The sequence below is a fragment of the Paenibacillus sp. FSL H8-0122 genome, from assembly GCF_038005345.1.
Classification (GTDB): domain Bacteria; phylum Bacillota; class Bacilli; order Paenibacillales; family Paenibacillaceae; genus Paenibacillus_AQ.
Genome location: NZ_JBBOTB010000001.1, coordinates 3,095,740 through 3,121,834 on the forward strand (window position 1 = coordinate 3,095,740; position 26,095 = coordinate 3,121,834).

Here is a 26,095-nt window from a genome sequence, read left to right on the forward strand (position 1 = left end):
ATAGAATGTTTATTCTATTGATATTCTAAAAGGAAGAAAATCAAACTTCAAATAAATTCAGAACGAAAATTCCATTTTTCCTAATTTAGACAAAAATATAGTTCTTTTATTGTCTATTTCACCACAAATTCTATCCTTTTTCCACTTTGCAGCGGAATAGACATTCTGATAATTGACATTTCCTTGCAGGGGATGTACTATTTTATAGAATGATTTTTCCGTTAGTGAGGTGTAATGATGGGTAAACGAGATGATATTCTTCAGGCAACCCTTGATTTAATTACTGAAGAAGGCTTACAATCTGTTACTTTCGCCAAAATATTCAAAAGGGCCAATGTAGGCTCCAGCACATTCTACCATTATTTCGAGAACAAGGAGCAGCTGGTCAATGAGTTGTACCATAAAGTCCGCATACATAAAAATGAGTTCGTCATGAACGGCTATGACCCCGGCTTAACCATCTATGAGCGTGTGAAGAGCCTTCTGAAGAATACGGCTAACTATTCGCTTCAATACCCCAAAGAGGTTGATTTCACAGAGAACTATTGCTCCTCGCCCTATATTTCCGAGGACTTGCGGAACACGCCGGCTCCCTCAACCTTAGAGATATTCTCCATCATTGAAGAAGGACAGCGGCAGGGAATCATCCGGGAAATGAATGTTTGTCTGTGCTATCAGCTGATCTACGGGATATTAATTGCTGTCATCAAAGGCTACTTGGACGGAAAATATCCGCTGAATGAGCAGCAGATTCAGCAGACCATTGAAGCCTGCTGGCTTGCTATTAAGCTGTAGCGGATAACACAAATGAGGCCATCCCTTAAGCAGGGCTCTGCATAAGAGACAGCCTATTCCGGCATCAGCCGGATGATGTACACTAGACCTGAGGGACCAGATTCCGGCTCCCCGAGGACTTGTAGATCTCTGCAATCAGCGTGAGCGCTTTGATGCCCTCAGCACCGTCAATCCAGAACCTGCGGCCTTCACGGATGTGGGCGTAGAAGTCATGAATTAACCGTGAATGCCCGGTGCCCCAGTAGGATTTCCCGCCGCTGCTGATGCTCTGCGGCTCACAGAGCAGCGTCTCCTGACCATCCTTCCACAGATACAGGCTGTCCCTGCGCTGCTGCAGGGTCCCTTGCTCGAAGACCAGCTCCAGCTCCACCGGTGAATTGGCCTGATATGCATTGGTTCCGTAGAAGAGCCCGCGCGCCTTGTTTTTGAAGTCGATACACGCATGTGCACTGTCCTCGACCTCAATAACATTGTTCAGCACATCGGTGCTTACACTGCCTTTCACGGAAGCGATGTCACCGCCGAACCATTGCAGCAGATCCAGGGTATGGATAGCCTGATTGATCAATACCCCTCCGCCTTCCGTAGCCCAGTGGCCTCTCCATGGACTGTTCGTGTAGTACTCCTCAGTCCGGGTCCATGTTACCAAGCCCTTCATGCAGAGGAGGTTACCCAGGCTGCCGGAATCGATCACCTCCCTGATGCGCACCGAAGGTTCATTATAGCGGTTCTGGAATACTACACCCAGCTGTCCCGGAGCCTGCTCCGCCGCCTCCTGCATCAAGCGGGCCGAAGGCACATCCAGCGCCATGGGCTTCTCGGTTAACACATGCTTGCCCGCCTTCAGCAGCTCCACCGCCATTCCGGCATGCAGATGATGCGGCGTGCAGAGATGGACGATGCCGATATCTGCACGCTCCAGCAGCTCCCTGTAATCCGTCAGGCCTTCACATTCGTAATCCTGAGCGGACTGAGCCGCCTGAACAGGGTCACTGTCCACCACGGCTACCAGCCGCACATTCTCGATCGAGGCAATGGCTCTGGCATGCAGCGGGGCAATCGCCCCACAGCCGATAATCGCTGCTCCGTTGGTATTCATCTTATCCACCTTCCGATCTTCTGATAGCTGTCCTGCAACTATTTGAGCGTATCCGGTGTCAGATTCACCGCTTGCTGCTGCGCCTCCAGACACAGCTCAGCCGCCTTGAATGCATGCTCCTGCGTCATCGCCTTCTCCGTCCGTTCCAGGCAGTCCAGAATCAGCTCACCGAAGAACGGGAAGCCGATCTTCCCGGCCACATGCTCATAATGCTCTCCCTCACCGTCCACCCAGTAGACATGGTCCGGTGTGCTGGAGCGGCCGATATCGCTGTATTTGCGCAGTTCGATATAGCCTTCCGTGCCGAGAATGATCGTCCGTCCGTCGCCCCAGGTTCCGAGTCCTGACGGTGTGAACCAGTCCACGCGAAAATACTGCGTAGCCCCGTTGTCCCCAACCAGCGTAGCATCCCCGTAATCCTCCAGCTCCGGGTATGCCGGATTGTTGTAGTTGGCAACCTTACTGTGCAGCACCTTGGCATCGCGGCAGCCTGCATAGAAGAGGAACTGTTCAATCTGGTGACTGCCGATGTCACAGAGAATGCCGCCGTATTTGTCACGCTGGAAGAACCATTCCGGCCGGCTGGGTGCATTTAACCGGTGCGGACCCAGTCCCATGACCTGAAGCACACGGCCAATCGCCCCCTGCTGCACCAGCTGACCGGCATAGACAGCGCTCTCTACATGCAGTCTCTCACTGTAGTATGTCATGTATTTCCGCCCCGTCTGCTCCACCTGAAGGCGTGCTGCCGCGAGCTGGTCCAGAGAAGTGAACGGAGATTTGTCCGTGAAATAATCCTTCCCGTGTGCCATCACCCGCAGACCGAGCGGACCGCGCTCCGAAGGAACGGCCGCCGCTGCAACGAGCCGGACCTCAGGATCTTCAAGAATCTCTTCAGCAGAACGCGCGGCTCTGACGCCGGGATACTTGTTCAGGAATGCTTTTACCTTCTCGGGGTCAGGATCGTATACCCACTTCAGCTCGGCTCCCGCCTCCACCAGCCCGTTGCACATCCCGTAAATATGCCCATGATCCAGTGCCAGCGCAGCGATTACGAATTCACCCGGCCCCACCACAGGCTTCGCCTCATGTACCGGAGCATACATCATTCCATCCTTGCGGCTCATGCTTGCACCTCCAATCTGGAATGCAGATACCGGAGGCTGATCTCCAGGCTCTCGAACGGATCACGCTGGCACACATCCTGCTCCACGATATGCCATTCCACCCCCGTCTTGCGGCAGGCATCAATAATCGCTCCATAGTTCATATTGCCTTCGCCGATCTCGGCAAACACAGCCTTACGGTTCAGAATAGTCATATCCTTGAAATGCACAGCCTGCATTCTGCCTTCCACCTTGTGAATCCACTCTACAGGATCTCCGCCCCCCGCCTGAACCCAGTACAGATCCAGCTCGAACCCGAAGACCTCCGGATCACTGTCCTGCAGCAGCACATCCATACCGGTCAGACCGTCAAAACGTTCAAATTCAAAATCATGATTATGATAAACGAATTGCAGGCCATACTCTTCCTTAAGTGTCCGTGCAATGCCGGAAGCCAGCTTAGCGAAGGTGCGGTAGCCCTCCTGGCTGGTCTGATATTCCGCAGGCAGCGAGCCAAGACCGATGTATTTGCAGTCCCACAGCTTATGCTCGGCAGCGAGCGCATCCAGATCATTCACCAGCCGGTCCCAGGGAACGTGTGTCGCACATATTTTCAGATTAAATTCATCCGCATATTCCTTCACCAGCTTAGGGTCCATGGGACCGATCCCGGAGATTTGCACAGCCTGGTACCCCATGCTGCTCACCTTCCGCAGGCTCTCTCTCAAGTCCTCCGGCGTCCGGGTATATTCACGCAGGGTATACATTTGGGCGGCAATCGTTGAACGGTTCATTGTATTCATCCACTCCTAGATAAGTTTGAGTTGCGTAAGAGAGTAAGGTTCGTCTAGTGGGTGCCCGATACATCCAGGGCTTTCTGGCTGACCGGCGCTTTCTGAAAAGTCGAATTCTCCACCTGCTCCATCAGCTTCTCATAGAACAGCTCGCTGTCGATCGGCAGGTCCACCCAGTTGTCGGTCCATGCGGACAGATACATGGCATTGGACAGGGTCAGACCGTGAATGCCCTCTTCCCCCGGAGCCAGCAGCGGCTCATCCTGCAGAATGGCATTGGTGAAGTTGCGCAGAATCCCCTTATGCTGTTCTCCATTTCCGGCTTCCACCGGAATCTCGCATTTCCAGCACTCCGGTGCTCCGAACCCTCCGGTATATTCCGCATTAAACTTCGGCTCCGGGGTGCGAAGGCGGAAGAAGGTCAGCGTGCCGTCTTCGACGACGATTTTACCGTTGTCTCCTGTAATCTCGAACCGGTTCGTCCCCGGCGCTTCCCCTGTAGTCGTGATGAACAGCCCGGTTGCGCCATTCTCATACTCCACATAAGCGGTCACATCATCCTCAACCTCAATATTCCGGTACTTCCCGAACTGGCAAAAAGCGCGTACCCGCTTAGGCATCATTCCGGTAGTCCACTGCCAGAGATCAAGCTGGTGCGGGTCCTGGTTCAGCAGCACTCCGCCGCCTTCCCCGCCCCAGGTCGCCCGCCAGCCGCCGGAATCGTAGTAGCTCTGAGAGCGGTACCAATTGGTGATAATCCAGTTCGTGCGCCGGATCTCTCCCAGCTCCCCGGACTGAATCAATTCTCTCAGCTTCTGATAGAGCGGATTCGTCCGCTGGTTATACATAATGCCGAATTTGCGGTCAGACTTCGCTGCGGCGTCATTCATCTCCTGTACTGCCTTCGTATAGACACCGGCAGGCTTCTCGATCAGAACATGCAGCCCGTAGCCCAGCGCTTGAATCGCCAGCGGCGGATGATCATAATGCGGGGTGGCAATCATCACCGCATCAATGATCCCGGACTTGAACAGTTCCTCCGGCGACAGAAAGCGCTGTACATGATCCGGCAAATGCTCCTCTGCCCATTCCAGCCGCTCAAGGCTGATGTCGCATACGGCCGTTAGCTCGGCCCCCTTAATATCACTCAGCAGACTCTGTGCATGGGTCCGCCCCATACCCCCTACGCCAATAATTCCATAACGTACCTTATCCATCTCCCATTCCCTTCCTGAAACAGTTTATGTTATGAGGATAACCCTATTTGCCGGTGGAGGCCATGACTGTAATTAAGGTATATTTGTATAATAATAAGATGTATTGGATAAATGGAAGCGTTATAATAGCTTTATAGCCTTATTTGAAGGAGCTCTGATATGAATATGACTGCGAAAGGCAATGGTAATTTGACCGGACGCCTGCTGCACAACCTGACGGTTACCGTTACCCATGCCCAATTAACCAGCAGATATCCGGGATGGAACCGGACGAATGAGACCCCTGCATTCAACCGGCTCTACTACATTGATTCCGGCGAAGGCAAGGTGATTATCAACGGAGTGGCGTACTATCCGAGACCCGGACAGCTGATGATTATGCCCGCAGGCTCTACCCAGACCACGGATACTTCACGTGATGATCCTTATACACGCTACTATTGCCACTTCGATGCGCAGATTGGGGAATGGCCGCTGTTTCATTCGGCGAATAAGCTGTATATCTGTGATGTGCCTGATCCGGAGGCCACCCGGACGATGTTCGCGGAGATGATTGAATGGTTCCAGGATACCGGTTTCCTCGCTACCCTTCGGACGCAGGCTGCGCTGCTTACACTGCTGTCCCTCTGTCTGGAATCAGGAGGCTATAGCAATTTCCTTGACGATCTGACGCATACGAGCGACCAGGGCAAGCTGGCGAATGTGCTGGGCTACATCGATCAACGGTTAATGCGGCCGCTGACGGTCGAGGAGCTGGCAGAGCGGGTCCATCTGCACCCGAACTATTTCATTCCCTACTTCAAGAAATTCATAGGCGTTCCGCCGATGCAGTACGTCCAGCTGAAACGGATGGAGCTCGCGAAGAGGCAGCTCTCCTACACCGATTTCAGCATCTCCAGTATCGCCGAGCAGGTCGGCATGGAGCTGGCCCACTTCTCCAAGGTGTTCAAGAAGTCCACCGGCGTATCCCCGTCTGCTTACCGGAGCAGTACGCGGTAGAATGCACCGGAAGTATCAGAAAGTAATCATCCTGCGAGTGAATAAGCTTACCTTCGCGCGAACACAATGTATGCTGCATTGGTCCATATTCCGCTGTAACGGCCAATTGTAATCGGTTTTTCGATTACATTCGGCTTACGCGGCGCTCCCAATCCAATTGTGATCGGTTTTTCGATTACATTCGGCCTACACGGCGCCCAGAGTCCAATTGTGATCGGTTTTTCGATTACATTCGGCCTACGCGGCGCTCCGAGTCCAATTGTAATCGGTTTTTCGATTACATTCGGCCTACACGGCGCCCAGAGTCCAATTGTAATCGGTTTTTCGATTACATTCGGCCTACGCGGAGCCCACAGTCCAATTGTAATCGGTTTTTCGATTACATTCGGCTTACGCGGCGCTCCGAGTCCAATTGTAATCGGTTTTTCGATTACATTCGGCTTACACGGAGCCCACAGTCCAATTGTAATCGGTTTTTCGATTACATTCGGCTTACGTAGCCCACCCGGTCCAATTGCGTTCGCTTTATGTAAATATGTTAATCAAATGGACAGACGACGTTGTGTTTTTAGGCACGCTGCTCATTTTCATGCTGCTGTTGTGCCTTGAAAGACATAATTCCTTAACAATTAAAAAATCAGCACGCCTCTCTAAGAGACCTGCTGATTTTTTAACGCTGTGTCAATCGATGGATGGTATGCCGCGCTCCTGCGCTCTACTTGATCCCGAAATACGCATCCGCATTGTTGTAGCATATATTCTCAATTGTCCGGCCGATCAAGGCATAATCTCGCGGCAGGTCCCCCTCTTCCATCCACGTGCCGAACAGGTTACAGAGAATGCGCCGGAAGTATTCATGACGCGTGAAGGAGAGGAAGCTTCTGGAGTCAGTCAGCATGCCGACAAAAGGGCTGATCAGCCCGATGCTTGCGAGCGCCTTCAGCTGCTGCAGCATGCCCTCCTTCTGATCATGGAACCACCAGCCGGAGCCCATCTGCACCTTGCCCTTGATACCGTCCCCCTGGAAATTGCCGATCGCGGTGGCAATCATCTCATACTGTGAAGGGTTCAGCGTGTAGACGATGGTCTTCGGCAGCTGACCGCTGGCATCCAGCTCATTCAGCAGCGCATTGAGACTGCGGGCCATATTGAAATCCAGAATAGAATCGAAGCCGCTATCCTTGCCGATTCTACTAAACATCCGTGCATTGTTGTTGCGCAGCGCTCCGATATGCAGCTGCATGCTCCAGCCCCGCTCATGATAGAGCCGGCCTAATTTGATCAGCGTATGGCTCTGGAATTTCTGTTCCTCCTGCGGGCTGATCTCCTCCCCTTTGAAGGCCCGGGCAAAGATGTAGGCCGCTTCATGCTCTGTAGACTGGGCATGCGGCAGCTCGCCGAACGCCTGATCCGACAGCCGGCAGCCATGCTGATGGAAATAATCAATCCGCGCTGTCACAGCCTCGAGGAACCCGGAGTAATCGTGGATTTCAAGACCGCTCGCCTCACCAAGCAGGCTCACGTATCCGGTGAACCCTTCATCACGGATATTCAGCACCCGGTCCGGTCTGAAGGTCGGAGCAACCACCGTCTCAAGCACATGATCCTTCTTAATCTGGATGTGATGCTCCAGTGAATCAATAGGATCATCGGTTGTGCAGACTACATTGACATTGAGCTTTTTGAGAATCCCCTGCGTAGTCAGTTCATCTCCCTGAAGCTGCTCATTGCAGCGTTCCCACACACTGTCCGCAGTCTCCCCGGAGAGCAGCTCGTCGATCCCGAAGTAGCGCTTCAACTCCAGGTGGGTCCAGTGGTAGAGCGGATTGCCCACCATCTCAGGCAGGGATCGCGCCCAGACCATGAATTTGTCCTTGTCCGGCGCATTCCCGGTAATTAGCTGTTCGTCAACGCCCAGCCAGCGGAGTGCCCGCCACTTGTAATGATCCCCGGATAAGGCCAGATCGGCGATATTGCGGAACCTGCGGTTACTGCTGATCTCCTGCGGATTCAGATGACTGTGGAAATCGTAAATCGGCATTGCGGCGGCATAATCGTGATACAATCTCTGTGCACTTGGACTTAACAGCAGCCAGTCGTCATGAATAAAAGATGAGGTACTCATATTGTTCTCCAGCCTCTCGTCTGTGATATTGGTGGGCCACGGATACCGTCCTTAAGCGGACAGCAGGAGCTTATGCCCATTCGCACTACCATACTACCATACTTGTATGGTAGTATGGTAGTGCTTACATTAATCGATAACAGGAGGGTTACACGATGGAATACACTATCGGTACACAAGCACTCTCCACAAGGGACATCGTGTACCGTTCACTGAAGAATCAGATTCTGCTGCTGGAGCTGCCGCCCGGAACCGGGATTTCGGAGAAGGAGATTTCGCTGAAGTTCAACGTCAGCCGCACTCCGGTCCGGGAAGCCTTTGTTCGTCTGGCCCAGGAGGGCCTGCTTGCCGTATACCCTCAGCGGGGAACGGTGGTCTCCCTGATTGATTCCGAGCTCGTGGAAGAAGCCCGCTTCATGCGCGAGCATCTGGAGCGGGCGGTTATCCGGGAAGCGTGCAGCACCTTCCAGGCCAGGAATCTTATCGATCTGAAGGCTAATCTGGACAAGCAGAAGCTCTGCATCGAGGATCAGGATTATAAAGAAATGTTCATGCTGGATGAAGAGTTCCATCATGTGATTTTCATGGGCTGCAATAAAAAGAATACCTGGGAGGTCATCCAGCAGATCAAGGTTCACCTGAACCGCAGCCGGATGCTCAAGCTCACGGCGGATCACAACTGGGAGCATCTGTACCGGCAGCATTATGGTCTATATGAAGCCATTGAGCAGCATAATATTCAGCAAGGGGATCAGATTATGCAGGAGCATATGGCCCTGACGATCGCCGACCAGGAGATGCTGATGGAGAAATATCCGCAATATTATAAGCAAAGATCCGCAGACTGATATAACCTGCCGCAAGATCATACTTTCACCAAGAAGGGTTGGATCACTATGTCCGAGTTGGCATTACAGCCTGCACTGGCAGGCAAGACCGCTGTAATTACCGGAGGAGCCGGAGCACTCTGCAGCGCCATGGCGCTGGAGCTGGCCCGTCAAGGCATGAAGGTAGCTATCCTGAACCGTACGGAGGCGAAGGGAGCGGCTCTGGCTGCACAGATCATTTCCGGCGGCGGCCAATCCCTCGCCCTGGCCTGCGATGTTATGGATGCCGGGAGTGTCCGGCAGGCAGCGGATGAGATCTGCAAGCAGTGGGGTCCGTGCGACTTGTTAATCAACGGGGCCGGGGGCAATCAGCCTTCGGCGATTACCACCAAGGAGACCTTAGAACCGGGAGACCTGGAGAATCCCGATGTCGTCTCCTTCTTCGATCTCTCCGTGAGCGGCTTCCGCACGGTCCTTGACCTCAATCTGACCGGAACATTAATTCCAGTCCAGATCTTCGCCAAGCAGATGCTCGGCCGCCCCGGAGCTGCGGTGATCAACATCTCCTCCATGAGCGCCGCATCGCCACTCACCAAGGTTCCGGCTTACAGCGCGGCCAAGGCAGGCATCAACAACTTCACCCAGTGGCTTGCGGTGCATCTCGCTGAATCCGGCATACGGGTAAATGCCATCGCCCCCGGCTTCTTCGTCACCGCACAGAATGAACAGCTGCTGAAGGACCCGAACGATGAACTGACCGAACGTTCGCTCAAAATCATCTCCCAGACCCCGATGCGCCGCTTCGGCACACCGGAGGATCTGCTCGGCACCTTGCTCTGGCTGGCCGATGAGCAAATGTCAGGCTTCATTACCGGCATCACTGTGCCGGTAGATGGCGGCTTCATGGCCTATTCGGGCGTGTAGGCCTGAAGCTTGAATAACAAAAACCTGAACCTCGTTTTCTAAGGTTCAGGTTTTTATTCAACTGCGAAGCCACAAGGACGAATACAATTAGTACCGCGAAGGTGAATAAGCTAGGCTTGTGGGGCTTAGAGTGCCAGGGTCATCTCTCCCCCTAAGCTTCAACCAGCACGCCGTCCTCCAGATGCAGCACCCGGTCGCACCAGTCCAGCATCCGTTCGTCATGAGTAACCATTACAGCAGCCTTGCCTTCGCTCCGCACCTCGTCGGCTATCATCCGTACCACTTCCCGGCCACGGCTGTAATCCAGACTAGCCGTCGGCTCGTCTGCGAACAGAATGGCCGGCTTGTTCATCCATGCCCGGGCAATCGCCACCCGCTGCTTCTCGCCCCCGGACAGCTGTTCGGGATAATGATTGCGGCGCTCCCAGATCTCCAGACGCTTCAGCAGATAGGCGGCACGCACCTTCGCTTCCTTCGGGCTGAGCTTAGCCAGCTTCGCTACATAAAGCAACTGCTCCTCTACCTTCAGGAACGGCAGCAGCTGCGCACTTTGGAACATGAAACCGATTTTTTTCAGCCTTAGCTCCGTCAATGCCCTCTTGTCCTTGTCACGCAGCGATTCGCCGTCGAGGAGGATCTCTCCGCTGGTGGGCGTAAGCAGCGCACCGGCTGCGGAGAGAAACGTGCTTTTCCCGGAGCCGGATGGCCCCAGTACTGCTATGAATTCGCCTTCGTTCACCGTAAGGTCCAGATGGTTCAGTACGGTCATCGCCCCGTCCCCATCCCCGTAAGTCTTGGTTACCTGCTTCATTACTAATTTCGTACTCATGCTCCAGTCCTCCCTATCGCTTCCAAGGCATCCACCTTAGCTACTCTTGCTACCGAAATTAACGAGCCCAGCAGGGACATCCCTATGAACAGCAGACTGGTCATCGCCATCGTCTGTCCGTCCAGCTCAAACGGCATCGAATCGGGCAGGCCCATATTCATCCCCAGCGTAAGCAGAATGCCCAGCACCAGACTGGCGACAGACAGCAGCATTACTTGACCGACTACACTCCAGGCCAGATAGGACATCTTGGTCCCCATCGCCTTCAGGATACCGAATTGGCTGGTCTTCTGGATCGTAATGACATAAAAGAATACAGCAAGAACTACCGCAGCAATCACGAACAGGAACACAATCATCATCAGCAGAGAATTCTGCTCGGCGGAATAACCGGGAACACTGGCGATCGCCTGCTTTTGTGTAATTACCTCTATGGACTGCTGCTGATCCGCAATCTGCGCAGCTTGATCCGCCGTTACATCCAGAGCGATAACATTGTATGGGGCATTGGCATTGCCTGAACCGCCGCCTCCCTGAACCGTTCCTTGCTTCATCGCCTGCCAGTCCAGCTGATTGATATAGACCACCGGAGTATGGCTGTAGGAGCTGTCCTTCACGAAGCCGGTAACCGTCCAGCTCATGCCTGAAGCCTGATCACGGATCGTACTGCCAATGGTAACGCCGGACTGTTCCAGCTTGGAGTCTGCAACCGCGCTGCCTTGAACCTCATTGGTGAATCCGGCGCCTTCCGTTACTTCAGGAGCCAGCATGCCCGTCATATCTATGGCAAAAAAAGTAATATCCGCCTTAACCTCCGCACCGGCAGCTGTAATTGTACTGGTCTGTACCCCCAGCGGAGTCGCGTTCGCCTCTCCGGCTACTGACCGGGCAGCCGCAAGCTCCGTATCCGTTAACTGTGAACGCCTGAAGGTATGATCCGCATCGCTCTGCACGGCGAAGTAATTGGCGGGCATATTTTTCAGCGCCGAAATATTGGCATAAGCAAGACCTCTAGCCAGGCCGGTGACGAACAGCACCAGGAACGAGACCAGCAGCATAATCACCATAATGAGACTGTAGCGTGCTTTGGAGTGCCTCATCTCCCGAATTGCCAAGAACATATAACCACTCCCTCTAATCTGTATATCCACAGTTTAGAGAGTGAAGATGAACGGAGTATGAATAAAGAATTACACTATATAGATTGAACTAAACGGTATTATGTTTTGGGAATGCCGTGACTCCAGAGAAGTTTTGGACTTACGACCGCTCCTCCAGTTCCAAAATTCCCCTCCGCCACTTTTCCTTTAACTCTAAATATTTAGATCAATCTATATCGTTAGGGTCGCAGGGCAGAGTAACAGTGAACGTAGTTCCCTCCCCTACTATGCTCGTTACCTCGATGGTTCCGCTATGCGCCTGAACGATCTTTTGGGCGATGGCCAGCCCCAGCCCGCTGCTGCCTGGCTCACGGGAGCGCGACTGGTCCACCTTGTAGAACCGGTCGAAGATCATCGGCAGCTGCTCTGCCGGAATGCCCGCCCCGTTGTCGGTCACCGTTACAATACATTGCCGGCCCTCCACATGGGCTGCGATACTGAGGGTCCCGCCCGCCGGGGTGTATTTGACCGCATTCGTCACCAGATTCATCCATACCTGATAGAGCAGATTGGAATCGCCCGTAAGCGTGATGTCTCCGGCATGCAGCCGCACCGCAAGCTCCTTCTCCGTAAGATGCCATTCCATAATCTGAATCACCTGGCGCAGCTGGGCGCGCAGATCAAAGCTTCTTTTCTGCAGGGCATGCTCGTCATAATCCAGCGAGGACAAGGTGAGCAGCTGCGTGCTGAGCATAGATAACCGCCGGCTCTCATCGCCGATAATTGACAGATACTCTTGGCGCTGGGCTTCAGGCAGGGTGCCATCCTGTAACGCATGGGCGAAGCCCTGAATAGAGGTTAGCGGCGACTCAATCTCATGCGAGACATTGGCGACAAACTCCTGTCTTGCCCGGTTCGTACGTTCCAGCTCGCGGCTCATCGTCATGAAGTGGGAAGCCAGTTGACCGATCTCGTCGCGGCGTGCGGTGTACAGCTTAATGTCGTAGCGGCCCTTGGAGATTAGGAGCGTGGCCTCGGTCAGCCGGGTGATCGGTTTCACCACATGCAATGCGCTGATCAGCACAAACCCCAGACTCAGCATAATAATAACCACGATCAGCACGCCGAAAAAGATCCGCAGCTCCCCGAACTGCACCTGAGCATCCGGACGCATGAACAAGGCATAGGTCTCCCCGTTAATATGGACCGGGACCCCAATGGAATTGCTGAGCTGGTTATCGAAGAACCCTGTCACGAACAGCTGGCCGGGGAAATTCCCCACCCCATGGTAGATCTCCCCGTCCAGCACCTTGCGCAGCGCCTCGTCCTTGAGGTCATTTTTGCGGAAAGGCAGGCCGTAGAAGCGTTCCTCTCCATCGGCATTGACCAGATACATCTTATACCCCAAAGAAGCTGTACTCAGGAGATACTCTTCCACCGCATCCGGGTGGTCCTCGATGAACTGCTGCAAACCTATAGCCATCCGGGTCAGCTTGGCGTCATTCTTCGGCTTGATTTGGGACTGGTAATAGAGGTTGGAGACCAGAAATCCCAGCACACTGCTGATCATAATCACCGAGCAGAAGATAATACTCATCCGTACATAGAGCGATCTCATGAGTTCACCATTTCCACTTTGTAGCCAATTCCCCGGACCGTGCGGATGATAAAATCATTCTGGTATTCGCTGAACCGCTGACGCAGGCGCTTGATATGCACATCCACCGTCCGCTCATCCCCTTCGTAGTCCGCTCCCCAGACCAGCTCAATCAGCTCACCACGCGTGAACAGGCGTCCCGGATATTGGGCCAGCTGGGCCAGCAGCTCGAACTCCTTCACCGGCAGCAGCAGCACCTCCGTCCCGTCACTGATCTCGTAATTCTTACGGTCGATCACCAGCGAATTCAGGCGAATCCGATCATCTGAGGCGATGGAATAACGGCGGAACAAGGCCTTGATGCGAAAGATCAGCTCCTCCGGTTCAAAAGGCTTGGTCACATAATCATCCGTCCCGTGCAGATACCCCTGCTCCTTATCACTGAGCTGCTGACGGGCCGTCAGCAGAATGACGGGAATATCATAGTTCTCCCTTATGTATGCACACAGCTCCAATCCGTCCATATGCGGCATCATCACATCCACCACCGCCAGATCGACCGTCTGCTCCTTCATGCGTGCCGCCGCTTCCAGCCCGTCTCCGGCTTCTATCGCTTGATATCCTTCTCTGGTAAGAACATGCCGCAGCAGCGTGCGGATATGAACATCGTCGTCGGCTACCAGTATCTTTTTCAACTTACATACGCTCCCTCCGGCTTGCCTGATCATGTCATCATACTATAAAAGGCAGAATGCTGTCCCTCAGCGGGGTGACCGGTCTGCCCATAAGCCGCTCCAGGTCACCGGAGGTGGAAGCCGTATCCAGCTGGCTCATAAAAGCATAGATCCAGTGCTGAATTCCCTCATCCTGACGGTGCACCACCGGCTTACCGGCAACCTCTGTCAGGACTTCGGCCAGATCTGCGAAATCCCAGGTGTGCGTAGCGGTCAATTCATAGATCCGGCTGCCTGCGCCCTCTTCGACAAGTGCAGCAGCAGCAGCCAAAGCTAGGTCCCGGCGGCCAACCGAGTTGAACTTCCATCCGCCCGGCGCCGTCACCAACTCTCCGCTGGAGAGCGCTTCCTTCAGCCCCAGCACCCCTACGAAATCAATATAAAGGGCATTGCGCAAAAAGGTATATTCCAGCCCGGACTCTATAATCGCCTGCTCCGTCATTGTGTGCACATTGCCGGGCTTACTCCGATCAGCACTCTGCTGCGGAAAAGCAAAACCCGTATAAAGCAGATGCCGGACCCCGCTTTGCTTCGCTGCATCAATCACCCGCTTATGCTGGGCGAGACGTACATCATCATCCGTATGCGAACTGGAAATCAGCAGCAGCCGGGAAATCCCGTGGAACGCTTCCTCCAGGGATTCCGGCAAGTCGTAATCCACCTTGCGGACTTCAATTCCCTGCTCCCGGAATAGAGCAGCTTGCTCCACCTTACGGACCCCGGCAACAATCTGCCCTACAGGGATGCGGCTGCGCAGATTCTCCAGAATCAGACTTCCCAATTGCCCGTTGGCTCCCGTAATCATTATTGTCGTCATAGGCGATAACATCCTTTCCTTATTGAAATCAGATTTCTTCACATCCCCGCCGGCATATTCCAGCCGCTATATATAATCTCTGTCTGCGGGCAGCCTCCCGGCAAGCGGAACATTCCAGACCCTCTATCCTCTGCTCAGCTTGTTCAGCAGCTCCAGCAGCAGGTGTAGCTCTGGCTCATCCAGCCGGTTCATTACCGCTGCAACTGCTTCCCGGTTCCCCGGCAGCTGTTCCAGCAGCAGACGCTTACCTGCTTCAGTCAGCGAAATAACTGTTTTACGGCCATCCTGTGCGTGAGCCGCCCGTGTAATATAGCCGTCCTTCTCCAGCGGAGTCAGCAGCAGGCTGATATTGGCTTTGGTTACCGCGATTCGCTCAGCAAGCAGCGAAGGCAGGATCGACCCTCCATCCTTCGCAATCTCAACCAGTACGCGGATTCTTGCCCCGTTCAGCCCCTGTGCCTGCCAGTATTTCTCGGAGACGGCCACAGTGCTGGCAGTCGCTCCCACCAAGGCGAAGAAAACCTCATTTTCAAGCGGCAGCTCAAGCACATAACTTTGTAAATCATCCATTGGCAGTAGTCAACTCCATTTAGTTAATAGCTTAACTATTTCTATAGATAGATTAGCTGATTCCGTCAGGATTGTCAAAGGAAACGAATCCACTCCCCCGTTGCCAAATAAAAACCCCCTATCCTTCCTAAGGAAGGCAGAGGGTACGATACAGCCACATGCAGAATTACATTAGATTAAAACAGGCTTAGCCGCAGCTGACACCTTGTCTTCACCATAGCTCATGCTGCCATCCAGCACAAGTTCCAGCTTAATCAGCTCCGAGCGGCTGGCCAGCCGGATCGGCGGTCCCCAGGTTCCGTAGCCCGACGAGACGATGACATGCAGCTTGTTTTTGAGCAGATAGCCCCAATCCAGTTCGAACAGGCGCCGGGTAATCCAGTGATTCGGTGCAATCTGCCCCCGGTGGGTATGTCCTGACAGCAGCACATCTACTCCAGCCTGTGAAGCGATCCCGAAGCCTGTCGGCTGATGATCCATCATTAGAATCGGCTTGCTGCTGTCAAGACCCTCCAGCAGAGCCTCCACGCTGAGCCGTCCACCGGCCTCCATAGCTTCAGCCGTCTTGTCTTTGCGCCCGACCACGTAAACTCCTGAAGTCTCCACCACTTCATCCTGTAACACCTGAATCCCAACACTCCGCATAACCTGCGTATACTGCGCAATCGATCCGCCATAGTATTCGTGATTCCCCAGCACAGCGTAGACCCCATAACGTGCCTTCAGCTGCTTCAGCTGCTGCTCCATCCCATTGCGGAGAAAAGGCTCAATGCTGTCATCCAGCACATCCCCAGCCAGCAGAATGATATCCGGGTTCATCGCGTTCATCTCCCTGACCATTCTGCGCAGATGGCGGTTGCCGACAATGTTGCCCAGATGCAGGTCGGAGGCTACAGCTACCGTCAGCGGAACGCTGGTTCCGATGGATTTGTCCACCTTAAGCCGGTGGGTCCGCACCACAGTACTCCAGGCATTGCGTGATCCCCAGATCAGGAAGATTGCGAGCAATACCAGCAATGTAGTCCCTGCTTCCGTTACGAATGCGGAGAGATTCGCGCCTGCGAGCGCCAGCACACCATAGAGCAGATCGGTCAGCGGCAGCATGATCACGGCGAACTCCATACAGGCCAGATAATAAGAGCCGATCACTTTGAACAACCTGCCTACCGGTCTCAGCGCCTGCGGCAGCGGCACCCGGCCAATCATGTAAGAGAAGGAAATGACAAGAAAGATAGTCCAGTACGCAGCAGTATTCATCCCCGGCAGCCATGCCTGGAGCAATACGGACAGATGCCATCCAATGTAGACATTCACCAGTCCAAGCACCAGCACCATCACCGCAGCCCCGGCCAGCATCCGCATGTTTTTCACTTCATTCCACTCCCTTAAAGTAAGTTTCTATCCTATCTACTTCAAATCATAACACAAAGTATTCACCAGGTATAAACTGTGCACTCAACCTGTGATAAACCTGAGTTCCCCTTGGACAAAAAAAGAAAGACAGCCCTGCGGCTGCCGTCCATGGAATGCTTAAATTAGTGATACGTAGTTAGTAGTGTGTAACTGTGTGCAACCAGCTGAATTAGACCCTTCGCTTTTGCTTATTGTCTCAGTCCCTTAATGTCTTCAACCGATAAGCCGGTGGCTTCGGAAATGGTTTGCAGGTCTATGCCGCGATCCAGAAGCCTGATAGCTATTTCTCTGCTTGACTCCGCTCTACCCTTTTCTTCAGCACTTTCAATACGGGAATGCTCATCGCTCAGCGCCTTCATCCGGGCATCATAAGCCATTCGCGCTGCGGCGTCCTGGCTCAGAAGCTCTAGCGTGTCCATCGCTTTTTTCAGCATAGGTTCTCTCTCTACTAACGCTTCTACCATTCTCCGTCTCGTCTCGCCCAGCCGTTCCCCTGCTCCGTCCGGGTGCAGCGGTTCTCCCCACAGTAGCCCGTCCCCCTCATACCGGGGAAGCACATGCATATGATAGTGGGTCAGATCGTTGAATTTACCGCCGTCGGCAATGATTCTGATCCCGTCCGGCTGGTACAAATATTTGAGCAGCGCAGAGAGCTTCTGTGAAGCCTCCATGACAGTATGTGCAGTCTTCGCATCCATCTCATCGACGTCCCAATAGTGCTTTTTCGGCAGAATCAGGGTATGGCCTTCATTGAAGGGATCGATATCGAGTACACAGGTGATATATTCATTCTCATAGACGATATTCAGGTCAGGCTCAAGCCCGTTCGCAATTCTGCACCCCAGGCAATCCATGATGATCCTCCCCCCTTAACAAACTGGATACTATGATACTATCAACAGGCAATAGGATTTATGGAAGTATTTCGGTACCTCTTATAGAAATGTGATCGGTTTTTCGATTACATTTGGCCTACGCGGAGTGCCAAGTCCAATTGTAATCGGTTTTTCGATTACATTCGGCTTACGTAGAGCTTACAGTCCAATTGTAATCGGTTTTTCGATTACATTCGGCCTACGTAGAGCTTACAGTCCAATTGTGATCGGTTTTTCGATTACATTTGGCTTACGTAGAGCACCCAGTCCAATTGTGATCGGTTTTTCGATTACATTTGGCCTACGCGGCGCATCCGCTCCAAGCAGCTAATATAAAAAAAGAAATGCCTTACAGCATCTCCTTGTTCCCGATCATTCAGTTAGACCGCCCGGTTGCCCTTGGCCGCGATGCATTCACCGATTAGCTTGTCGCATTTGTGAATATGATTGATCAGCCAGTCTGTCAGCGTCCGGTTCAGCTTGATTGTGGATAATACGGATACGCCCTTGGTCTTGATCGTCTCCTCCAGTTCCAGCACCGTCTGCACGAACTCAGCGTGCGTCTTCTGGTGTTCCGACAGCTCCGGGAAGCTGATATCCTTCATCAGCTGCTCTTCACTGCCGAAATGCTCCACGGTATAGTCCTTGAGGAACTTCAGCGTTTCTTCGATTTTTTCTTTGCCCTGCTGGTTGCTGCAGGCTTCAAAAAAATCATTCAGCTTCACCAGCAGCTGTCTGTGCTGACAATCAATCTTTTCTACTCCGATATCATACGAATCCTTCCAGCTAATCATAGGCTCACCCTGTCCTTTGCCATAAATCAAATAGTCAAAATATAACTAATTGTCTGCTTTTCCCTATGAAAGTTCTATTAAGAACATCACAAGGCCAAGGCGGCGTTGCCGGACAGAAGGGCGTTCTCAAAATAAATTCCATTCCCGGTTATACCGGTACAGCTTCGAGGGACGGTGTCCGGCATCCCGGGTGCTCTGATCCGTCTCAATGACCCGCTCTGCGATTTTGCGGCGGAAGGCGGCGGCGAGCAGCTCTTTGCCGAGGATAATCTCATACACGCGCTGCAGCTCGGACAAGGTGAACAACGGCGGCATGAGATTGAAGATAATATCGGTATATTCCGCCTTGCCGCGCAGACGTTCGATGGCATACTGCACCATGAGCAGATGGTCAAAAGAAAACCCCGTGCTGCGCACGATCTCACGGCTGACCTGCCGGACATGCCCTTGAATCGTCTCGGTAAGCTTGACCACCCCGCTTAGCTTCTCCTGCTCACTCTCCAGTATAATCTCCACCAGTGTCTCCTGGCGGACGTCCTGCTCCAGCACCTCGCGGCGGGTCTCCAGAATGTGGTACGAAACGTCGAACCAGGCAGCTGCGGCTGCATCATCCCCTGCCTGTACGTCCAGAGCCTTGCGGTCCACGAGCGCCATGTAGGAGCAGCTGATTACCCGCATCCGCGGATCACGGTCCACATCGCCCCAGGTATACAGCTGCTCCATGTAGATATTATCGATATTAGTCTCGCTGTACAGCTCCCGGCGGGCAGCTTCTTCTACGCTCTCACTGATCCCCACGAACCCTCCCGGCAAGGCCCATTGTCCCAGAAAAGGATGCTCCCCGCGCTGAATCAGCAAGAGCTGCAAGGACTTATCCGCCAGCTTGCGGTAGTTATTCTGCTCCTGCTCCATCACGGTGAAAATCAGCATATCGACGGTGACAGACGGACGTTCGTAGCTGCCCGCATTATAATTCTGCAGGAATTGCTCCTCGCTTAAGCCGTTAGAACCTTTGACCGGTTGATTTGGCATGGATATTCTCCTTGTCTTGAATCGGTGAATAGATTCGTTTGTTAATAACATATTGATATTATATACATGTTAATGGAATGCAGGCAAGTCCGGTCCAGGGCGAAGAACGTTTTTCCCCAATCTATATAAGACGTACTCAAGGTTTGAACTCGAAGCTTGGTCGTCGCTGCGGTGAACATTTGGACTTCCGGCCGCTGTTGTCCCCAGGTTTCTTGATTTAAACCACTATTCGTGGTAGAAATCCGGTGACAAAGGCGATCGCTATCGCTCCTACAGTTCCAAATTTCCCCTCCGCTTCTTTTTGCTTTTCGTTAATTTCTTTAGTGCGCCTTATCTAACACAAAAAATCGCCCCACCCGAAAGCAAGGCAATTCATGTAACCTATTCTTGTTGTACACCTGTTGATCACATCGGTTCGATATGGACAAGTACGGTAGAGACCTGATGACGGTCCTTAAGCTGATCTTCGATCTCCTCCGTAATATCGTGACTCTGCACCACATTCAGATTGGAATCCACCAGCACTGTGGTATCCACCAATACATTATTGCCATGAATACGGGCCTTGATATCCTTAATCGACTCCACGCCATCAATCTCCGCGACCGTCTGCTTCATCAGCTCAAGCTTACCGGCATCGAAGCCGTCGGTGAGGTCATGTGTAGCTTTGCGGAAAATATCCCAGGCCGTCTTGCAGATCAGCAATCCGACAATCGTGGCTGTGAGCGGATCTAACCAGGGAATGCCGAACTGTGAGCCGATAATCCCGACGAAGGCACCCATGCTGACCAGTGCATCCGAACGGTTATCCTGCGCCACTGCATGCATAGCATTGCTGTTCAGGTTACGGGCAAGCCTGATGTTGTAACGGTAGACTGCGATCATAACCACAGCACAGCCAGCTGCCGTCCACGCGGCAATCAGATCAGGGGTCTCCAGCGCAGGCTGAATGAATTTGTTCACACCCTGATAGAGCACTTGAAAGCCTACAGCAATCATGATAAAAGAGGCGACCAGTGCGGCAACTGTCTCTGCTCTGAAATGACCATAGCCATGGTTCGAATCCGGGGGTCTGCGGGAAATCCGAAGTCCGGTCAGAATGGCCAGGGAAGCAATAATGTCGGTGCTGTTATTCAGCCCGTCAGCCAGGAGTGCCTGAGAGCCTGACACCGTTCCTATGAATAATTTGACGGCAGATAAGAGTATGTATGCTAAAAGACTTAGCCATGCTCCTTTTTCACTTTGTTTGATATCGCTGTAATTTTCCAAGAAAAAGGACCTCCAAAGATTAGTATTGTTCCATACTACACGCTGACTTACGGGTGGGTCTAGAGAAACAGTGTTGCCGGACAGCGTAAGAGTTAACCCCGCTAAATAGAGTTGGCAACCCGGAAGTAAGTTGCGGCTCCCTACATTCTTTGCCCTTGTTCAACATTGCAGCCTATCTGCTGCTGACAGGCCGTGTAACTTTTCTCGCAAAACGTAGTCTAAGTATATGGAGACCCAAGGTCGGCGCACACAAACAAGCGGCTTCCCCTCTTCAGGAGAATGCCGCTAAGCTTGCGTATGATTGGTTACTCTAGCTGTCCTCTATTCCGCTGGCGGTGTAAATGAACGTCCTGCAAATTCTGCATCCAGCATATAGAAGGCATTGCTGTCGGTTTCGATCCGTTTGAGCTTGGCGATAATGTTGCTGAAGAGTGCCTCTTCTTCCACCTGCTCGTCAATGAACCATTTCAGGAAATAGATGGTCGCATGCTCCCGTTCATCCAGGGCCAAATCCGCCAGATGATAGAATTTCTTCGTATTCTGCTGCTCATGGGCGAAGGCATGCTCGAACGCATCCAGCATGGAGCTATACTCATTGTTCGGTTCAGGCATCGCCGCAAGGGTGGCCCGGTAGTCCCGGTCATTCAGGAATTTGTAGATCTTCATCGCATGGAACCGTTCTTCTTCAGCCTGCACCAGAAAGAAATTGGCGAATCCGTCCAGGCTCTCACCGGAACAATACGCAGCCATCGCAAGATAGACATGAGCAGAATAGAATTCGAAATTCATTTGTTCATTAAGCGTGTTCATTAATTGCTCTTTCATTGACAGGTCACCTCATCCTATAGTATTGATTATGCTTGAAGCAGATCATATGTAATGTCTTGTTCATTCTATCATCCCTATCCGCCAAACCGCAATCGAAAGGAAGATTCCCCCTATGAAATGGTTCAGCCGTCAAAAAATAAACAATACTCCACCCCGCCGCGCTCTCCTCCTGCTTGCCGCCTCCGCCTGCCTGCTGCTGGCAAGCGGCTGTGAGGGGAATGGGAATGCCGCACAACAGGCAAACGAAGGCTCTCCTCCGGCAGCGGTGTCAGCCTCTCCGGCTGCCGCACAGACGCCAGTGCCTGTGGCAACCGAAGCCCCAGTGACACCGTCATCAGAGGCTTCAGCCACTCCTGACCCGGTCTCCCGGAAGCTCGCCGGAATGACTCTGGAGGAGAAGATCGGGCAGATGCTGCTGGTCGGCATCCAAGGCAAGGCGGCAGGAGCTGAAGCACGCAAGATGATTGCCGAAGATAAGGTCGGCGGAATCATTCTGTATTCTAATAATGTCGGCAGCCTCAAGGAGCTGGTGCAGCTGACCAACGCCCTGAAGCAGAGCAATGCAGGGAATCCCGCACCGCTGTTCATGAGTGTCGATCAGGAAGGCGGCAAGGTTAGCCGTCTGCCTGATGACTACGCCACCTTCCCATCGAATGCTGCTGTCGGCAGCGGAGATGATGCCGCTGCTGCCGGAACAATGGGCGAACTGCTTGCCCGGGCGGTGAAATCCTCCGGCTTCAATATGGACTTCGCGCCGGTGCTGGACATCAACAGCAACCCGGATAATCCGGTGATTGGTAACCGTTCCTTCGGCAGCAGCGCAGAGCTGGTCACCCGGCTCGGTATTGCCGAGATGCAGGGGCTCGAGCGTGAAGGCGTCATTCCCGTGGTCAAGCATTATCCGGGCCATGGCGATACCTCAGTAGACTCACATCTGGAGCTGCCGGTCATCAACAAGACAGAGGCCCAACTGGCAGAACTGGAATGGCTCCCATTCCAGGCAGCGATCCGGGAGAAGGCCGATGCTGTAATGGTGGCCCATATTCTATATCCGAAGCTCGACCCGGACAAGCCCGCCTCCCTGTCCCAAGTGATTATCGGCCAGCAGCTCCGCGGATTGATGGGATACGAAGGGGTAGTCATTACGGATGACATGACCATGGGCGCAATCATTAAGAATTATAGCCTTCCAGCTGCGGCAGTAGAATCCGTCTTGGCCGGGAGCGATATCCTGCTGGTCGCCCATGAATACAAGAACGAACAAGCCGTACGCGCCGCATTGCTGGACAGCGTCAAGAACGGCAGCATCTCCGAAGCACGGATTGACGAGAGTGTCTACCGTATTCTGGCATTGAAAGCCAAGTATCAATTAACGGACGAAGCAATGCCCTTGCCTGATCTTACTGGCCTGAACAGCGACATCCAGACTTGGCGTAAACCGTTTATGCAGAAGAAATAATGGTCCAATCGTTCAGCAACAAGTGGACAAAATCCAACTGCCGCCCCACACACAGGCTACAATCCGCAGAAAAGCCCCAAATCCGGTTATGACCCGGGTCTGGGGCTTTCAAATGCTGTCAACTATTGCTATCTATTGCAGAACTACGGTGTCTCCTGCCTTAAGTCCCGAGAGCACCTCTGTTTTATCGGTCGTCTCCATTCCAGTCTTGATCTCCTTGCGTTCGTATTGGCCGTTTCCTTTGTCCACCATTACGAAGGCCAGATCTCCTTCACGGATGACGGCGATATTGGATACAACTACCGCCTTCTCTTTGCGCGAGGTCTCGACATCTCCGCTCAGGCTAAGGCCGCCCATCAAATGCTCGTCCGGCTGCATGGAGATCACCACCTCGAATTGCGGAAGCTGGCCGGCTGTGTTCTGTCCGGTGGTCGTCGTGGCGAACTTGGCCACTCCGGTTACCTCTCCGTCCAGGACCAGATCTTTTACGGCGGTCATCTTCACCTTCACCTTCATGCCCTTTTTGATGCGGAAGATATCCTGCTCCCCGACCTGTGCTATGAATTCTACTTTGTTTGTGTCCACAATCTTACCGATGTACTGATTGTCGGTGACGGTCTGCGGCCGTTCCGTACTACTGTCGAAGAGGAAGATGCCGTTCTCCGGAGCATGGTATACCGCAGTGTTCAGCTTCGCCTTCTTCTCCGTAAGCTCTTTGGCTTGAATCTCGGCATTCACCTGGTTCAGCTCATCGCTCAGACGGGCGGTTTCCTGGGCAGCCAGGGCCTTCAGCCGTTCCGCTTCTGTACCGGCCGGGGCCGAGGAATCATCCTCCTGCTGCGCGACAAAAGCATTCAGCTCCCCTTCCAGCTTCGCCTTGCGGGCGGCTGCCTCAGCCGTGGCAATCTCATTACGGAGTGTGCTCTGATCCAGGGTGAAGAGCACCTGGCCCTTCTTCACCTGGGCCCCGTTCTCCACCTTCCAGGCCGTAACCTTGGAGGCAAAGGGGGCATAGACCAGCGTCTCCTTCTGGTATTGCGATCTGCCTTTGATCTGTACGGAGCTGGTTAACGTCTCTTCCGTTACCGGGAAGCTGATCACCTGCATCGGTTCAGGCGGGAGATCAGCGGTCTCATCTGCCTTGAAGAATTTGGTATATCCGAAATAACCGGCAGTTCCGATGATACCTAAGATTATGATCCATTTCAGGCTCTTCTTTAGAGTCCTCTTCATCGTTTCGGCTTCCTTTCTAGCTTAGGGTTAGTCTCGTTTAATAGCGGTTAATGCATCGGTTCTGGAGGCACTGATCGCCGGATATATCCCCGACAGTACACCCGTCATAATGGCAAAGGAGATGCCGACTGGCAGATTCATCGCCGGAATGAAGAAATTCATCCCGTCCCCTGCACTGCCTACCAGCTTGTTGAGCCCCATCACAATGAGATAGGAGAATGCAACACCCAGCATGCCCCCGAGCAGCCCCAGAAGCGCAGCTTCGGTAATGAACATGTTACGGATCTGCCCCATGTTAGCCCCCAGGACCTTCATAATCCCGATCTGGCGACGCCGCTGATGGGTGGACATGGTCATGGCCACTATGATGGAGATGGAAGCGATGATCAGGATGAATACCCCGATGCCGAGAGCCGCCATTTTGATCATATCGAATTGCTCCTTCAGCATCTCCTGCTGGAACAGATTGTCTTGAGCGTTCAGGGACAGCTTCTGAATCATCTGCTCCACCGGCTTGATGTTCGCCACATCGTCCACCTTGACTGTAATCGAGTTGTAGCTGCCCTCCGGCGGGAGAGTTAGCACACTGGTGGTGGAATTATCGAACGCAAGCTCCTTGGAGAGCTGCTGTGCGGTCTCGGGAGACACATACATAATCTTCTCATAGGATGACCGCATTTCATCCATCCCCTTGGGAAGCGCCAGAATTCCGGAGATCTGCAGGGGTGAGCTAAGCTTGAACACCGGGGATGTAGAGCTGTAGTCCTGCGCCTGAATCTGAACCTGCTTGCGGTACAATTCAGTTGGCACAGTGGCCATTTTGTCATATTGCTGGTACAGCTCCTGGTTGAACGGATCCGCACTCATCTGATCGAACAGCTTCTGCCGGGTCTCCAGGTCAATCAGGCCCAGTGTAGCCCCGTGATTGAGCACAATGGATCCGAGCTGGCCATTCGCCCCTCCCTGCTTGAACTTGTGGTCGTACGCCGTCAGCTTCTGTAAATCGGCGACAACGACCTGAACATCGGAGATCTTGTTGTCTATGGTTACCATCTGCAGATATCCTGCTTGATGAAAAGGTGAAGCCGCCTTCACATGATTCAGCCCCTGGATGATCTTCAGCTTCTGATCGGTCAGCTTGCCGGGGTCGAGGTTCTCATTCACCTCACCCGATCCGCCGCCCCCGCCTCCGTTCTTCCCGTTCGTTGGAAGTCCTCCGCCGGGCGAGACTGTAATCTCATCCATTTTGAAGTTGGCATTAACTTGTTCCGTTACATAGACCTGTGCAGATTGGCCTACGCTCAAAGCCACGATAATTGCTGCGCAGCCGATGGATATCCCGGTCATACATAGACCTGTAACCACCTTACGCCGTTTGACCTGTTCCCAGGCCATCCGTGAAATGTCTCTGATCTTCACGGCTTCCCTCCCTCTGCAGGATCAGCTTCCTCAGCGGTCTGGTGTTCAGGTTCCTCAGCCGGCGGATCTTCATCCGCTCCTGCTGTCTGCGGTACTGGCTCTACAGCTTCCTGTTCAGCTCCTGCAGCTAATTGTTCTTCAACCTCTACCATGGTCTGCGGTTCAGCTTCCTCAGCGATTTGCTCTTCAACCTCTACTTCTGTCTGCGTCTCAAGCTGCGGTTCTATTTGCGGTGCTGTA

The 26,095-nt window shown here is 53.2% G+C and carries 24 protein-coding genes; 5 read left to right on the forward strand and 19 right to left on the reverse strand.

Annotated features, from left to right (window positions below; all coding sequences use genetic code 11):
- Positions 1-234: 234 nt before the first annotated feature.
- Positions 235-795, forward strand: a complete 561-nt coding sequence (locus NSS64_RS13500; protein WP_339256514.1) for a TetR/AcrR family transcriptional regulator — start codon at positions 235-237, stop codon at positions 793-795.
- Positions 796-877: 82 nt separating this feature from the next.
- Here NSS64_RS13500 and NSS64_RS13505 read toward each other — a convergent pair whose 3' ends face one another.
- From NSS64_RS13505 to NSS64_RS13520, 4 genes are read right to left on the reverse strand one after another with little or no spacing between them, the layout of a single operon-like run.
- Entirely contained in the window at positions 878-1,894 is a 1,017-nt protein-coding gene (locus tag NSS64_RS13505; RefSeq protein WP_339256512.1) for a Gfo/Idh/MocA family protein, read from the reverse strand.
- Between the two features lie 38 nt (positions 1,895-1,932).
- Positions 1,933-3,021, reverse strand: coding sequence for a Gfo/Idh/MocA family protein (locus NSS64_RS13510; protein WP_339256510.1), 1,089 nt, complete (start codon positions 3,019-3,021; stop codon positions 1,933-1,935).
- Complete coding sequence (locus NSS64_RS13515; protein WP_339256508.1) at positions 3,018-3,794, reverse strand: sugar phosphate isomerase/epimerase family protein; 777 nt, start codon at positions 3,792-3,794, stop codon at positions 3,018-3,020. The genes NSS64_RS13510 and NSS64_RS13515 overlap by 4 nt, the downstream gene beginning before the upstream one ends.
- A 53-nt stretch (positions 3,795-3,847) precedes the next feature.
- Entirely contained in the window at positions 3,848-5,011 is a 1,164-nt protein-coding gene (locus NSS64_RS13520) for a Gfo/Idh/MocA family protein (protein ID WP_339256506.1), read from the reverse strand.
- A 159-nt stretch (positions 5,012-5,170) separates the two neighbouring features.
- On the opposite strand from NSS64_RS13520, the gene NSS64_RS13525 reads away from it, so the two are divergent.
- Complete coding sequence (locus NSS64_RS13525) at positions 5,171-6,010, forward strand: AraC family transcriptional regulator (protein ID WP_339256504.1); 840 nt, start codon at positions 5,171-5,173, stop codon at positions 6,008-6,010.
- Between the two features lie 715 nt (positions 6,011-6,725).
- On the opposite strand, the gene uxaC is transcribed toward NSS64_RS13525, so the two are convergent.
- Positions 6,726-8,135: a glucuronate isomerase gene (gene uxaC / locus NSS64_RS13530; protein ID WP_341140451.1), complete on the reverse strand. Its 1,410-nt coding sequence runs from the start codon at positions 8,133-8,135 to the stop codon at positions 6,726-6,728.
- 155 nt (positions 8,136-8,290) lie between these two features.
- On the opposite strand from uxaC, the gene NSS64_RS13535 reads away from it, so the two are divergent.
- Positions 8,291-8,983, forward strand: coding sequence for a GntR family transcriptional regulator (locus tag NSS64_RS13535; protein WP_340940979.1), 693 nt, complete (start codon positions 8,291-8,293; stop codon positions 8,981-8,983).
- Between the two features lie 48 nt (positions 8,984-9,031).
- Positions 9,032-9,886, forward strand: a complete 855-nt coding sequence (locus NSS64_RS13540) for an SDR family oxidoreductase (RefSeq protein WP_341140452.1) — start codon at positions 9,032-9,034, stop codon at positions 9,884-9,886.
- A gap of 151 nt (positions 9,887-10,037) precedes the next feature.
- Here NSS64_RS13540 and NSS64_RS13545 read toward each other — a convergent pair whose 3' ends face one another.
- From NSS64_RS13545 to NSS64_RS13600, 12 genes are all read right to left on the reverse strand, one after another.
- Positions 10,038-10,715: an ABC transporter ATP-binding protein gene (locus NSS64_RS13545; RefSeq protein ID WP_341140453.1), complete on the reverse strand. Its 678-nt coding sequence runs from the start codon at positions 10,713-10,715 to the stop codon at positions 10,038-10,040.
- Positions 10,712-11,836, reverse strand: a complete 1,125-nt coding sequence (locus tag NSS64_RS13550) for an ABC transporter permease (RefSeq protein WP_341140454.1) — start codon at positions 11,834-11,836, stop codon at positions 10,712-10,714. Before NSS64_RS13550 ends, NSS64_RS13545 begins: the two co-directional genes overlap by 4 nt.
- Positions 11,837-12,041: 205 nt before the next feature.
- Complete coding sequence (locus NSS64_RS13555) at positions 12,042-13,433, reverse strand: sensor histidine kinase (RefSeq protein WP_341140455.1); 1,392 nt, start codon at positions 13,431-13,433, stop codon at positions 12,042-12,044.
- Entirely contained in the window at positions 13,430-14,107 is a 678-nt protein-coding gene (locus NSS64_RS13560; RefSeq protein ID WP_339256491.1) for a response regulator transcription factor, read from the reverse strand. Before NSS64_RS13560 ends, NSS64_RS13555 begins: the two co-directional genes overlap by 4 nt.
- Positions 14,108-14,144: 37 nt before the next feature.
- Positions 14,145-14,963: an SDR family oxidoreductase gene (locus NSS64_RS13565; protein WP_341140456.1), complete on the reverse strand. Its 819-nt coding sequence runs from the start codon at positions 14,961-14,963 to the stop codon at positions 14,145-14,147.
- Between the two features lie 123 nt (positions 14,964-15,086).
- On the reverse strand, positions 15,087-15,533 hold the full coding sequence (locus NSS64_RS13570) for a MarR family winged helix-turn-helix transcriptional regulator (RefSeq protein WP_341140457.1): 447 nt from the start codon (positions 15,531-15,533) through the stop codon (positions 15,087-15,089).
- Positions 15,534-15,704: 171 nt separating this feature from the next.
- On the reverse strand, positions 15,705-16,895 hold the full coding sequence (locus NSS64_RS13575) for a metallophosphoesterase (RefSeq protein WP_341142811.1): 1,191 nt from the start codon (positions 16,893-16,895) through the stop codon (positions 15,705-15,707).
- A 239-nt stretch (positions 16,896-17,134) separates the two neighbouring features.
- Positions 17,135-17,800, reverse strand: a complete 666-nt coding sequence (locus NSS64_RS13580) for an HIT domain-containing protein (RefSeq protein ID WP_341140458.1) — start codon at positions 17,798-17,800, stop codon at positions 17,135-17,137.
- A gap of 401 nt (positions 17,801-18,201) precedes the next feature.
- Positions 18,202-18,615 carry a bacteriohemerythrin gene (locus NSS64_RS13585; RefSeq protein ID WP_340940989.1) on the reverse strand — a complete coding sequence of 138 codons (414 nt, stop codon included), beginning with the start codon at positions 18,613-18,615 and terminating at the stop codon, positions 18,202-18,204.
- Between the two features lie 126 nt (positions 18,616-18,741).
- Complete coding sequence (locus tag NSS64_RS13590; RefSeq protein WP_340992785.1) at positions 18,742-19,647, reverse strand: NUDIX hydrolase; 906 nt, start codon at positions 19,645-19,647, stop codon at positions 18,742-18,744.
- Positions 19,648-20,052: 405 nt separating this feature from the next.
- Positions 20,053-20,916, reverse strand: coding sequence for a cation diffusion facilitator family transporter (locus NSS64_RS13595; RefSeq protein WP_341140459.1), 864 nt, complete (start codon positions 20,914-20,916; stop codon positions 20,053-20,055).
- Between the two features lie 321 nt (positions 20,917-21,237).
- Entirely contained in the window at positions 21,238-21,741 is a 504-nt protein-coding gene (locus NSS64_RS13600) for a ferritin (protein WP_036728710.1), read from the reverse strand.
- A gap of 115 nt (positions 21,742-21,856) precedes the next feature.
- Between NSS64_RS13600 and nagZ the strand changes: the two genes are divergently transcribed.
- Positions 21,857-23,203 carry a beta-N-acetylhexosaminidase gene (nagZ, locus tag NSS64_RS13605; protein WP_341140460.1) on the forward strand — a complete coding sequence of 449 codons (1,347 nt, stop codon included), beginning with the start codon at positions 21,857-21,859 and terminating at the stop codon, positions 23,201-23,203.
- A gap of 132 nt (positions 23,204-23,335) precedes the next feature.
- Here the strand turns inward: nagZ and NSS64_RS13610 are convergent, their stop codons facing one another.
- The gene (locus NSS64_RS13610) at positions 23,336-24,436 is read right to left on the reverse strand and encodes an efflux RND transporter periplasmic adaptor subunit (protein ID WP_076077973.1); all 1,101 of its coding nucleotides are present in this window, start codon (positions 24,434-24,436) and stop codon (positions 23,336-23,338) included.
- A gap of 27 nt (positions 24,437-24,463) precedes the next feature.
- The gene (locus NSS64_RS13615; RefSeq protein ID WP_341140461.1) at positions 24,464-25,855 is read right to left on the reverse strand and encodes an ABC transporter permease; all 1,392 of its coding nucleotides are present in this window, start codon (positions 25,853-25,855) and stop codon (positions 24,464-24,466) included.
- Between the last annotated feature and the right edge of the window lie 240 nt (positions 25,856-26,095).